At 60.6% G+C, this 12,473-nt stretch carries 10 protein-coding genes; 9 read left to right on the plus strand and 1 reads right to left on the minus strand.

All coding sequences use genetic code 11. From position 1 onward, the window contains the following. Window positions 1-16 precede the first annotated feature (16 nt). Window positions 17-862, plus strand: coding sequence for a methyltransferase domain-containing protein (locus P8192_RS07550; RefSeq protein ID WP_278155885.1), 846 nt, complete (start codon window positions 17-19; stop codon window positions 860-862). 23 nt (window positions 863-885) lie between these two features. Here P8192_RS07550 and P8192_RS07555 read toward each other — a convergent pair whose 3' ends face one another. Beyond that, window positions 886-1,581, minus strand: a complete 696-nt coding sequence (locus tag P8192_RS07555) for an MBL fold metallo-hydrolase (protein ID WP_270105284.1) — start codon at window positions 1,579-1,581, stop codon at window positions 886-888. 217 nt (window positions 1,582-1,798) lie between these two features. Here P8192_RS07555 and uvrA point away from each other — a divergent pair, with 217 nt between their 5' ends. The 8 genes from uvrA (at window position 1,799) to gap (ending at window position 12,415) form a co-directional block, all read left to right on the plus strand. Further along, on the plus strand, window positions 1,799-4,738 hold the full coding sequence (gene uvrA, locus P8192_RS07560; protein ID WP_270107572.1) for an excinuclease ABC subunit UvrA: 2,940 nt from the start codon (window positions 1,799-1,801) through the stop codon (window positions 4,736-4,738). 78 nt (window positions 4,739-4,816) lie between these two features. Next, window positions 4,817-5,494, plus strand: coding sequence for a lysophospholipid acyltransferase family protein (locus P8192_RS07565; RefSeq protein WP_431521092.1), 678 nt, complete (start codon window positions 4,817-4,819; stop codon window positions 5,492-5,494). A gap of 38 nt (window positions 5,495-5,532) precedes the next feature. Beyond that, window positions 5,533-7,476, plus strand: coding sequence for an excinuclease ABC subunit UvrC (gene uvrC / locus P8192_RS07570; RefSeq protein ID WP_270105282.1), 1,944 nt, complete (start codon window positions 5,533-5,535; stop codon window positions 7,474-7,476). A gap of 4 nt (window positions 7,477-7,480) precedes the next feature. Then, window positions 7,481-8,374 (plus strand): RNase adapter RapZ, encoded by an 894-nt coding sequence (gene rapZ / locus P8192_RS07575; protein WP_270105281.1) that lies wholly within the window; start codon window positions 7,481-7,483, stop codon window positions 8,372-8,374. Continuing rightward, window positions 8,371-9,411, plus strand: a complete 1,041-nt coding sequence (locus tag P8192_RS07580) for a gluconeogenesis factor YvcK family protein (protein WP_270105280.1) — start codon at window positions 8,371-8,373, stop codon at window positions 9,409-9,411. Before rapZ ends, P8192_RS07580 begins: the two co-directional genes overlap by 4 nt. 52 nt (window positions 9,412-9,463) lie before the next feature. Next, entirely contained in the window at window positions 9,464-10,447 is a 984-nt protein-coding gene (whiA, locus tag P8192_RS07585) for a DNA-binding protein WhiA (protein ID WP_270105279.1), read from the plus strand. Between the two features lie 150 nt (window positions 10,448-10,597). Then, on the plus strand, window positions 10,598-11,215 hold the full coding sequence (locus P8192_RS07590; protein ID WP_270105278.1) for a superoxide dismutase: 618 nt from the start codon (window positions 10,598-10,600) through the stop codon (window positions 11,213-11,215). Between the two features lie 192 nt (window positions 11,216-11,407). Beyond that, the gene (gene gap / locus P8192_RS07595) at window positions 11,408-12,415 is read left to right on the plus strand and encodes a type I glyceraldehyde-3-phosphate dehydrogenase (RefSeq protein WP_278155892.1); all 1,008 of its coding nucleotides are present in this window, start codon (window positions 11,408-11,410) and stop codon (window positions 12,413-12,415) included. Window positions 12,416-12,473 lie beyond the last annotated feature (58 nt).

Raw genomic sequence — 12,473 nt, forward strand, 5'->3', positions numbered from 1 at the left:
GATATAGCGTGGTCCCATGCACGATTTCAACTGGGATCCGGCTCAGTACGCGAAGTTCTCCGACCACCGCGCCCGCCCGTTTAAGGACCTGACGTCCGTGATCGACGCGCCTAGTCCCAAGGTGGTCATCGACTTGGGCTGTGGACCCGGCACCATGACCCGCACCCTGGCTGAGCGCTGGCCAGACGCCGAGGTGATCGGATTTGATTCGTCGGAAGATATGGTTCTGGCCGCCCGCCGGATGCAGTCCGATGATCCTCAGGCCCCGAAGAATCTCCGTTTCGAGCACGCCAACGCCACAGAATGGATGCCAGACCATTCGGTCGACGTCGTCGTCTCAAACGCGATGCTGCAGTGGATCCCTCAGCACCGTCAGCTGATGAGCTCCTGGCTCAAGGCCCTGAAGCCGGGGGCATGGTTCGGGATGCAGGTCCCCGGAAACTATGCCGCGACCTCGCACGCCATGATCAGCGAATTGGCGCGACGCCCGGAGTACGCGGACGCCTCGCGCGGCACCTATACCCGCGAATCGATCTACACGCCGTTGGAATACATCGAGACCCTGATCGACGCCGGACTACGCCCCAATGTCTGGGAGACCACCTATTTGCAGTCGCTGCTGGGGGAGGAACCAGTCTACGCCTGGGTTCGTGGTGCTGCATTGCGCCCCGTCCTCCAAGGGCTCGCTGCCGCAGATGAACGCGACGGAACTCGGCTCGAAGAGCAGTACACACGGGAATACCGGGAAGCGATGTTGCGGGCTTATCCGCCCTATGAGGCACCCGACGGAACCACGCTCACGGTCTTCTCAATGCGTCGCGTCTTCGTGGTCGGTCAGAAAGTGCTCGACTACCAGATCTGAGACGAGAGTGGTTGGCGGGCGACCTACCAGCCGCGGGCCCGCCATTCGTCTAAGTGTGGCCGTTCTTGGCCGAGCGTGGTGCTCGCGCCGTGGCCGGGCAGCACGATGGTGTCGTCGTCATAGACGTCGAAAATCCGGGACGTGACATCGTCGAAGAGCTGCGTGAACCGCACTGAATCGTTCTGCGTATTTCCTACACCACCGGGAAACAGCGAGTCGCCCGTGAACAGCACGGTAGGTGCATCGGCGTCGGGAACAAAGGCCAAGGCGACCGAACCGGGAGTGTGGCCCCGAAGCCCGATGATGTCTAACGAGATCCCATCAAAATGGGCGGCGTCGCCGTGATTCAACAGCACCTTCGGCGTCACCGATGTTTGTTCCTGAATTGCATCCGCGTCCGCGGTTCCCGCGGCCGTTGAGGTCTGGGTCTGTTCGGACACCTCGGCCAGCGCACGCACATGGTCCCAGTGCTGGTGAGTGGTGATGATGACGGCCAGGGTGGTGTGGCAGGGCGTGTCCACCGCTGCCGAGGCAAGGAGTTCCATGATGGCGGCCGGGTCGTCCGCAGCATCAATCAGCACCTGGGTTCCCGAGGTCTTCGACGTGATCAGATAGACGTTGTTGTCCATCGACGACACCGAACGTGTCCGGATCGTTACTTCAGGAAGATCCTGGACGACAGTGATGGGGCCGGCGGTGCTGTGGGCTGACGAAGACATGAGACTCAGTGTAGAGATGGATCAGCCGCCCTGACTAGCTGGCCTGCGCTCCGTCCGGCGGTGTGCTGTTAGCGAACGACAGCACCACAGCACGTGCTCGAATGTGCGTTCGAAGTCTTGCTGGCATACAGTAGATGTTGTTCCACTTCTTTATCGATGCGAGGATCACGCTGTGACTGTCTCAACCACTCCATCACTTGATACCGACTCAGCGGCCCTGGCTTCCCGCCCGGAGGGTGCGCCTGCGAGTCGTCGGGGGAGTGCCACGCACGACCGGATCGTCGTCCAAGGGGCACGCGAACACAACTTGAAGAACGTCAACCTAGATATTCCACGCGACTCCATGGTCGTTTTTACCGGCCTATCCGGTTCCGGAAAATCATCATTGGCTTTCGACACGATTTTCGCCGAAGGCCAGCGGCGCTATGTGGAATCGCTGTCGTCGTATGCGCGTATGTTTTTGGGCCGGGTAGACAAGCCGGCCGTCGACTTCATCGAGGGCTTGTCTCCGGCAGTCTCGATCGACCAAAAATCGACCAACCGCAACCCGCGTTCAACCGTCGGCACGATTACCGAGGTTTTCGACTATATGCGTCTGCTGTGGGCGCGTATCGGCGTACCGCATTGTCCCGAATGCGGGGAACCTGCGAAACGCCAGTCGCCACAGCAGATCGTTGATCAGCTTTCTGAGTTGCCCACGAAAACTCGATTCCAGGTGCTCGCGCCGGTGGTGCGCGGTCGTAAGGGCGAGTTCGTGGACCTGTTCTCCAGCCTGTCTACGCAAGGCTTTTCCCGTGCCATTGTCGACGGCGAGATCGTGCAACTCACGGATCCGCCGAAGCTGAAGAAGCAGATCAAACACACCATTGCTGTGGTCATCGACCGTTTGGCAATGAAGGACGGTATCCGTCAGCGGCTCACCGATTCGATTGAGACGGCGCTGAAGCTGGCCGAGGGGCTCGTCGTCGTGGATTTCGTGGACATCGAAGCCACCGTCGACCCAGATCGTGCCAATGCGGGAGAGTTCCACGCCGTTGATGCCGACGGCCAACCCAAGTACCGCTCATTCTCGGAGAACCTGTCTTGCCCGAATGGACACGAACAGACCATTGACGAGATTGAACCGCGCTCGTTCTCCTTCAACAACCCGTTTGGCGCTTGCTCAACCTGCACGGGTATTGGCTCTCAGCTCCAGGTGGATGAGGAACTCGTCATTCCGGACGAAGACCTCTCTCTGGAAGGCGGGGCCATCGCCCCGTGGTCCATCGGCAAGTCAACCGCCGAATACTGGCAGCGCCTGATGGCCGGGCTAGCGGACGAACTGGACTTCTCGCTCAAAACCCCGTGGAAAGATTTGCCCGCTAAAGCCCGTAAGGCACTTTTGCACGGCAAGGACTACAAGGTCGTGGTCCAATACCGCAACAGATTTGGCCGCGAACGAAAGTACAGCACCGGTTTCGAAGGTGTCATCGACTACATCAAGCGCAAGCATCTCGAGACAGAGTCGGATCACGCACGTGACCGCTACGAGGCGTACATGCGCGAGATTCCTTGCCCTGCTTGCAAGGGCGCACGACTTAACCCCACCGCGCTTTCCGTGCTCGTGGGCGATAAGTCGATTGCCGAGGTATCGCGTCTTCCCATGGAAGAAGCCATTGCCTTCATGAATGATCTGGAACTCACCGATCGCGATCTTCGCATCGCGGACCAGGTCCTCAAGGAAATCAAAGCACGGTTGCGCTTCCTCATCGACGTGGGTCTCGACTACCTGAATCTCGAACGTCCTGCAGGAACCTTGTCGGGCGGCGAAGCCCAGCGGATTCGTCTCGCCACGCAGATCGGCTCAGGGTTGGTGGGCGTCCTGTACGTGCTCGATGAACCGTCCATTGGATTGCACCAACGTGACAACCGCCGCCTGATTGAGACCCTGATCCGATTGCGGGACTTGGGCAACACTCTGATCGTTGTTGAGCACGATGAAGACACGATTGCTGAGGCGGACTGGATCGTCGACATTGGTCCCCGCGCCGGCGAACAGGGCGGTGAAATCGTCCATTCAGGTTCGTTGGAAGGACTCAAAGCCAACGAACGCTCCGTCACTGGTGATTACCTTTCCGGACGCCGCAGCATTGCCGTTCCGGAGACCCGACGTCCCCTTGATCCACAGCGTCAGCTCACTGTGGTGGGGGCCCGCGAGAATAATCTCCAAAACGTCAGCGTCGATTTCCCGCTAGGTGTGTTCACGGCCGTCACCGGTGTGTCCGGCTCGGGCAAGTCGACTCTAGTCAATGAGATTCTCTACAAGGTTCTCGCCAATCAGCTCAATGGCGCTCGACATGTTCCCGGCCGCCACAAGCGCGTCACCGGTGTGGACCTGCTCGACAAGGTGATTCACGTTGACCAGTCACCGATCGGGCGCACCCCACGCTCCAACCCGGCCACCTACACCGGAGTCTTCGACGCGATCCGCAAGCTATTCGCGGACACCCCGGAAGCGAAAGTCCGTGGTTATCAGGCCGGCCGGTTCTCGTTCAACATTAAGGGCGGTCGCTGTGAGGCCTGTTCCGGTGACGGAACCCTGAAGATCGAGATGAACTTCCTCCCGGACGTCTACGTGCCCTGTGAGGTGTGCCAGGGGTCGCGCTACAACCGTGAGACGCTCGAGGTTCAGTACAAGGGCAAGACCATCGCCGAGGTACTCGATATGCCGATCTCGGAAGCAGCGGAGTTCTTCTCCGCATACACAAAGATCTCCCGGTATCTCGACACGCTGGTGGATGTCGGTCTCGGCTACGTGCGACTGGGACAACCCGCAACCACCCTGTCGGGTGGCGAGGCCCAGCGCGTGAAACTTGCCACGGAACTGCAGCGCCGATCCAACGGGCGCAGCATCTATGTGCTGGATGAGCCCACCACCGGGCTGCATTTCGAAGACATCCGTCGCTTGCTCGGTGTGCTCAATCGTCTTGTCGAGAAGGGCAACACTGTGGTCACCATCGAGCACAATCTGGATGTCATCAAGTCGGCCGACTATGTGATCGACTTAGGTCCAGAAGGCGGCTCCGGTGGCGGAACGATCGTCACCACCGGTACCCCTGAGGAAGTAGCCACGGTGGCTGAGAGCTACACGGGTCAGTTCCTCGCCGAAGTGCTCTGAGCTGCGCGGACCGAAACCATCCTCGGCGTGAGGCCGATAGGATGTAGTTGCACAAGATGAAGCGAGGAAAGGCCAGACGTGGCTCCTAGCAACGCCGTGCGGACTAGCGTGCGCACCATGTTGAAGACGACCTGCCGCCCCGAGGTGACGGGTCTCGAGAACGTGCCCGAGTCCGGGGGATTCATCGTCGCTTCCAATCACCTTTCGTTCTTCGATTCCGTGATCATCCAGGCCATGAGCCCGCGCATGGTGCACTTTTTCGCTAAGGCAGAGTACTTCAATCGCACCGGGATCCGCGGCCGAATGATGAAGGGGTTTTTCGAGTCTGTCGGCTCGATTCCTGTTGAACGTGGTGAGCAGGCCGCATCCGTTGCAGCGTTGGAAGAACTCGTTCAGCTCGTCGAATCAGGTCACGGGGTGGGCATCTATCCGGAAGGCACCCGCTCCCGCGACGGTCGTCTCTATCGTGGTCGCACCGGAGTTGGTTGGTTGGCACTCGCTACAGGTGCTCCTGTCGTGCCGGTGGGTCTAGCGGACACTGATCGTCTGCAGCCCCCAGGGCGGACCATGGCTCTGCCGCATAAATTCACGATGACCATTGGCAAGCCCATCCAGGTGGAGCAGTTGGGCCGCAAACACTCCTTGCCGGTCCGCCGACAAACCACGGAACGGATCATGGACGCAATCGCCGCGATTACCGGACAAGAACGCGTCGACCAATATAATTCGACTTCCCATCCCGATTCTTCGCGCTAGGCGGCGCCAACAGGGCCTCACAGCATTCCAGGAGCAGAGTGGCTGATCCAGCAACGTACCGTCCCGCAACGGGGGAGATTCCCACCCGGCCCGGTGTGTACCGCTTCAAGGACGATCAAAGTCGCGTAATCTATGTCGGCAAGGCGAAAAACCTTCGGTCACGACTGACCTCATACTTCGCTCGTCCGGAGACACTGCACGCCAAAACTCGCGCCATGGTTCACACGGCCGCCGGGGTTGAATGGACCGTCGTCGGCTCAGAGCTAGAGGCCATCCAGCTTGAATACACCTGGATCAAGCAATACACGCCGCGATTCAACATCATGTATCGCGACGACAAGTCATATCCGTACCTCGCGGTGACGATGGATGAAAAGTATCCGCGCGTGATGGTGATGCGCGGCGATCGTCGCAAAGGGGTGAAATATTTCGGCCCCTTCCACCCGGCCAAGGCTATTCGGGAGACCGTTGACCGTATGCTCCGCGTCTTTCCGGTCCGTACTTGCTCGGCTGGAGTCTTCCGTCGCGCAGAAATGTCAGGGCGTCCCTGTCTGATGGGCTACATCGACAAGTGCTCGGCGCCCTGTGTGGGCCGCATTTCTGTCGAAGACCACTACCGACTGGCTGAAGACTTCTGCAATTTCATGACGGGAAATGTCTCTGGATACCTGCGTGAACTTGAGGCCGAAATGAAGTCGGCCGTTGACGAACTGCGCTATGAAGATGCTGCACGCCGTCGCGATGACATCGCCGCATTGAAGCGCGTCTTCGAGCGCAACGCCGTCGTACTATCGGAGAATACCGAAGCGGATGTTTTCGCCTTCGCCGAAGACGAACTCGAGGCAGCAGTCCAGGTATTCCACATTCGCGGCGGAAGAATCCGTGGGCAACGCGGCTGGGTGGTCGAGAAGGTCGAAGAAACCACGAGTGAACAGCTCGTTCAGCAGCTGATCCAGCAGGTCTATGGTGATCTCGACGATGTCTCCCGCATTCCAGCAGAGGTCTTGGTCCCGGCCCTACCTTCAGAGCCAGAGGAGCTCTCCGAGTGGCTTACCGAACGGCGGGGGAGCCGAGTCGACTTGCGAGTTCCGCGACGCGGTGACAAAAAAGCTCTGTTGGAGACTGTGGCCGAAAACGCGGATTTGGCCCTCCGATCTCACAAGACCAAACGTTCCGGGGATATCACCACGCGCTCGGCTGCTCTGCGGGAACTCCAGGACGCGCTGGAACTCCCGGAACCCCTGCTGCGTATCGAGTGCTACGACATCTCCCATGTGCAGGGGACCAATGTGGTTGGCTCCATGGTCGTGGTGGAAGACGGCCTCCCACAGAAGTCTGCTTACCGAAAATTCGCTGTTACAGGTGATGCGGCCCGCGATGACACCACGGCCATGCATGACGTCCTCACAAGACGCTTCAAGAGCTATCTCCGGGAGCAAACAGAAACCCCCGAAGTAGTCAGCGGCGAGATCGACGAGGACGACACCAGCGAGAAGAAGAGATTTTCTTACCCACCATCACTCGTCGTCGTGGACGGTGGGCCCGCGCAGGTTTCGTCCGCCCAATCGGCCCTCATTGAACTTGGCGTCACGGATATTCCGGTCGTCGGCCTGGCGAAGCGCCTCGAAGAGCTGTGGCTGCCCGGAGAGGAGTTCCCGGTGGTGCTTCCACGCACCTCAGAAGGGCTCTACCTGCTGCAGCGGATCCGCGACGAATCCCACCGTTTCGCGATTTCGTTCCACCGTGACAAACGCTCAAAATCCATGGTTCAGTCCGCTTTGGACGAGATCCCTGGGTTGGGGCCAGCGAAACGAAAACTCTTGCTGAAGCAGTTCGGATCGATCAAGCGTCTGCGTGCAGCAAGCATCGACGAGCTCACGGCCGTCAAAGGAATCGGACCTCAATTGGCGCAAGCCATTCGAGAAAATCTCGGCACCAAAGACTCGGCGAAGAGCAAGGACTCGGCAGAGTCGGTAGGCTGACGGTATGACTGAAGAGCTGACACCGGTCAAACCGCCCACCAAGGAAGTCTTAATCGTCACCGGCATGTCCGGTGCCGGCCGAACGACGGCCGCGCACGCTTTGGAAGACCAGGGTTGGTACGTCGTCGAAAACCTACCACCCCAGCTGTTCAGCACCCTCGCCGCATTATTGGGCAAGAGCCCGGAGTCCGAGCTTAAGCTGGCACTGGTTGTCGACGTACGCACCAAAGAATTCTTCTACGACCTCCAGGAATCCCTGGCACAGCTCTCCACCGACGGCGTCGAATATCGAATTTTGTTCCTCGATGCCGCCGACGATGTGCTCGTCCGCAGGTTCGAATCCGGGCGACGGCCCCACCCCCTGCAGAGCGGGGGACGGATCTCTGACGGCATCGCTGTGGAACGCCGGGTACTCGCCGAGCTCAAGGAACAGGCCGAGCTCGTCGTCGACACCACGGAGATGAACGTCCATGCGCTTGCCAAATCCATGGTGGAGTTGTTCTCCGAGAACGGCCCGGTGGTGCTGCGGCTCAACGTGATGAGTTTCGGGTTCAAGTACGGCATTCCGCAGGACACGAACTTCCTGGCGGACGTCCGATTCATCACGAATCCTCATTGGGTGCCCGAGTTGCGTCACCTCACCGGTCAGGATGCTGCTGTTTCCGAATTTGTTCTGGTCCAAGAAGGGGCGGAGACGTTCGTTGATCGGTACGTGCATGCGCTCCAGCCCGTGCTGGAAGGCTACCGTCGCGAGAACAAGCACTACGCTACCTTCGCCATCGGCTGCACGGGCGGCAAGCACCGCTCTGTCGCGATCGCCGAAGCACTGGCCCACCGTCTGGGCCAGCAACCACGCGTCATGGTGAAGACTCACCATCGGGACCTGGGGCGCGAATGAGTCTCCATTTCACAGGGCAGCTGCCGCTGACCCCACTTCCGACCCCGGTGACTCGGCAAAGAAGCCACTACGACCCGGCCTTGTCCGTCACCGCACTGGGAGGCGGGCACGGGCTCTACGCGACCCTGTCTGCACTGCGACTCATTGCGGGTGAAATCACAGCCATTGTGACGGTGGCCGACGATGGGGGATCCTCCGGGACCATCCGTCAGGAGATGGACGTGTTGCCACCGGGCGACCTGCGCATGGCACTGGCTGCCCTCTGCGACGACACAGACTGGGGCCGCACCTGGCACGACACCCTCCAGTACCGGTTCAGCACCCGACCAGATTCGGAAGGAACCCTGAACAATCATGCCCTGGGCAATCTCCTGATCGTGGCCCTGTGGGAACAGCTGGGCAATCCGGTGGATGGGTTGCGCTGGGCCGGAGCTTTGTTAGGTGCTCGCGGATCCGTTTTACCGATGTCGACCGTGCCGTTGACGATCTCCGGCACGGTGCTGGCGGACCATGACAACGGCGGACTCACGACCCGAACCGTTTCTGGACAGGTCGCCCTCGCCACCGCAGCGGCTCAGGGTCGGGTAAGTCATATCTCGCTTTTCCCAGCGGATGCACCGGCCACACCCGAATCACTTGAGGCGATGGAGCTGGCAGACTGGGTCATACTCGGTCCCGGCTCCTGGTACACCTCCGTGCTTCCGCACCTGTTGCTCCCGCAGCAGCGTGATGCGGTATGCTCCACTCCGGCCCGTCGCGCCCTGGTGATGAACCTAGAATCGGATACCTCCGAAACCACTGGGATGTCTCCGGCCGACCACCTCAATGTTCTGCAAAGCTACGCACCCAATCTCACGCTCGACGTAATCATCGCCGACCCGGATGTGATCACCCAGCGTGACGAGTTCCGGGCCGCCGCTGAGGCGCTGAAGGCCGAGGTTGTCTTTAGTAGAGTGATGAGCAAGCAAAGCCCGGGCGTCCACGATCCACTACGACTGGCTGTTGCACTTCACGAAGCGTTTGACCGCTTCGACTGATCCTCCGGATTCAACTGGGTCCACGTCCATCGCAAGGAAAGCAGGCACAGGTATGGCATTGACCGCCGCCGTCAAGGAAGAGCTCGCGCACGTCAAGGCTCTGCGCAGCTCAGAACGACGAGCAGAGGTCGCTTCGACCCTGCGCTTCGCGGGCGGACTGTACCTGGTCAACAATCGGATCGTGATCGAGGCTGAACTCGATTACGAGGCCGCCGCAAAACGACTGCGGACGGCAATCTCCGAGGTATACGGCAACACCTCCGACATGGTGGTCGTCTCCGGTGGCAATCTGCGACGCGGATCCCGCTATGTCATTCGCGTGATTAAAGATGGTGCTGCCCTGGCGCGTCAGACCGGACTCGTGGACGCTCGTGGACGCCAGGTGCTGGGTCTTCCCGCGACCGTGGTGAACGGATCGGTGGCCGATGCCGAAGCTGTGTGGCGCGGAGCGTTCCTCGCTCACGGATCGCTGACGGAACCAGGGCGCTCTTCCGCACTTGAGATCACTTGCCCCGGTCCGGAGGCCGCGCTGGCTTTGGTCGGCTCGGCACGCCGGCTCGGAGTCATCGCCAAGGCCCGCGAGGTGCGGCAGGTGGATCGTGTGGTCATTCGTGACGGCGACGCCATCGCCACCATGCTGCGCCGGATGGGGGCCACGGACACCGTGAACATTTGGGAAGAACGCCGCACGCGCAAAGAGGTGCGCGCCGGAGCGAATCGTCTGGCCAACTTCGACGACGCCAATCTGCGCCGGTCCGCTCAGGCCGCCGTTGCCGCTGGCGCCCGCGTTTCTCGCGCGCTGGAGATTCTCGGGGATGACGTCCCTGACCACCTCAAGTACGCCGGTGAGTTGCGCATTGAGCACAAACAGGCTTCTCTCGATGAGCTGGGCCGCCTGGCGCAGCCCCCGATGACGAAAGATGCTGTGGCGGGCCGGATTCGTCGACTGCTGGCGATGGCCGACAAGCGTGCCGCGGAAGAGGGCATTCCGAACACCGACGATGCGGTCACCGCGGAGCTGCTCGACGACGAGTAATCTGCCCTGAATGCGCGTTGAGTTCAGTGTCACACCGCGACATTCAGCGTCGCTGAGAGCTGAACTCTTGACGACCCTCCCGGGGCAAGTGCCTAGTATGGGATAGACGCCTCTTCACAGGCATCAATCAATTCGCAACAAGGAGGAATTGTGGCTGAATTTACTCTGCCCGAACTGCCCTACGACTACGCAGCACTCGAGCCGCACATCTCGGCTCGCATCATGGAGCTACATCACGACAAGCACCACGCGACCTACGTGAAGGGCGCCAATACCGCTCTCGAGAAGCTCGCCGCCGCTCGTGAGGCCGAGGACTTCGGTGCTATCAACCAACTGTCGAAGGACCTCGCCTTCAACCTGGGGGGTCACACCAACCACTCGATCTTCTGGAAGAACCTCTCCCCGGAGGGTGGCGACAAACCAGAAGGCGAGCTGGCCGCCGCCATCGACGAGTACTTTGGCTCCTTCGACAAGTTCCGCGCCCACTTCAAGGCCGCAGCGCTGGGCATCCAGGGCTCCGGTTGGGCCATCCTGGCCTACGAGCCGGTGGGGGGGAACCTGGTCATCGAGCAGTTCTACGACCAGCAGAACGGTGTGCCGGTCGCGACCATTCCGCTGTTCCAGCTGGACATGTGGGAGCACGCTTTCTACCTCGACTACCAGAACGTCAAGGCTGACTATGTCGACGCCATCTGGAACATCGTGAACTGGGCTGATGTGGCCGAGCGCTTCGCAGCAGCTCGCTCCGGCGCTCAGAAGCTGGTCTGACACCCATGACCACCGAGCCCGGCCGACCTCCTTTCCACAGGCGGTCGGCCGGGCTCGCTTCATGACCGGCTACGCTGTCACCTGGGTCGCAGTACCCGGTCCTCTTGTATTTCCCTTCCTATCGTCTTCGGTCAACCGACCGCTGGACACCGCTGAGTATCACCCCGGAATCTTGCTGGAAAGGCTTTACACATGACAAAGATCGCCATCAACGGATTCGGTCGCATCGGTCGCAACGCACTCCGTGTGATCCAAGAGCGCCACCCCGAACTCGAGCTCGTCGCCGTCAACGACCTGGCCGCCCCCGAGGACCTGCTGTATCTCGTCAAGTACGACACGATTCTGGGCCGCTACCCCGGAGAGATTTCACTGGAAGAGGGACGCCTGAAAGTCGGGGACCGGAGCATCGCGTTCTTCCAGCAGAAGGACCCCGCACAGCTACCCTGGGCGGAGCTGGAGGTCGACATCGTCGTCGAGTGCACCGGCCGGTTCAACAAGGGACCAGAGGCCCGCAAGCACATCGAAGCTGGAGCCCGCAAGGTCGTGCTCTCAGCACCCGGCAAAGAGGTCGATGGCACCTTCGTGATGGGTATCAACCACGAGACCTACGACGGCGCCAGCATGGACGTCGTGTCCTCGGCGTCCTGCACCACCAATTGCCTGGCGCCCCTGGTGAAGGTGCTGCACGACAACTTCGGCATCGTCGACGGCATCATGACCACGATCCATGCCTACACCGGGGATCAGAACCTGCACGACAACCCGCACCCCAAGGACCGTCGTCGCGCCCGTGCCGCCGCGCAGAATATGGTGCCCACCTCGACCGGCGCGGCCAAAGCCATCGGCGAGGTCATCCCTGAGCTCAGCGGCAAACTCGACGGCTTCGCCATGCGCGTTCCGACCGTTACCGGTTCCGCCACTGACTTGACGGTTGAATTGTCGCGCCACGCTGAGGTAGAAGAAATCAACGAGGCGTTCCGTCTGGCCTCGGAGTCGGCTGGCCTCAAGGGTCGCCTGGTGTACTCCGAAGATCCGATCGTCTCCACCGACATCATCACTTCGCCAGCGGCGTGTACCTTTGACGCGCCGTTGACGAAGAGCATCGGCAAGACCGTCAAGGTGATCGGCTGGTATGACAACGAATACGGTTACACCGTCCAGCTGATCGACCTGGTGGAATACGTCGCCGAGAAGCTCTGATCCTCGACACGAAGGCAACCCGACTCCGCGCAGAGGCGCCGGGCTGTCTAGTATGGAG

This window comes from Citricoccus muralis (genome assembly GCF_029637705.1).
Taxonomy (GTDB): domain Bacteria; phylum Actinomycetota; class Actinomycetes; order Actinomycetales; family Micrococcaceae; genus CmP2.

What these genes read in the sequence shown, in the direction of transcription:
- P8192_RS07550 (WP_278155885.1), top strand. Translation starts at nt 17, where the DNA reads ATGCACGATTTCAACTGGGATCCGGCTCAGTACGCGAAGTTCTCCGAC.
- P8192_RS07555 (WP_270105284.1), bottom strand. Translation starts at nt 1,581, where the DNA reads ATGTCTTCGTCAGCCCACAGCACCGCCGGCCCCATCACTGTCGTCCAG.
- rapZ (WP_270105281.1), top strand. Translation starts at nt 7,481, where the DNA reads ATGACTGAAGAGCTGACACCGGTCAAACCGCCCACCAAGGAAGTCTTA.
- P8192_RS07580 (WP_270105280.1), top strand. Translation starts at nt 8,371, where the DNA reads ATGAGTCTCCATTTCACAGGGCAGCTGCCGCTGACCCCACTTCCGACC.
- whiA (WP_270105279.1), top strand. Translation starts at nt 9,464, where the DNA reads ATGGCATTGACCGCCGCCGTCAAGGAAGAGCTCGCGCACGTCAAGGCT.
- gap (WP_278155892.1), top strand. Translation starts at nt 11,408, where the DNA reads ATGACAAAGATCGCCATCAACGGATTCGGTCGCATCGGTCGCAACGCA.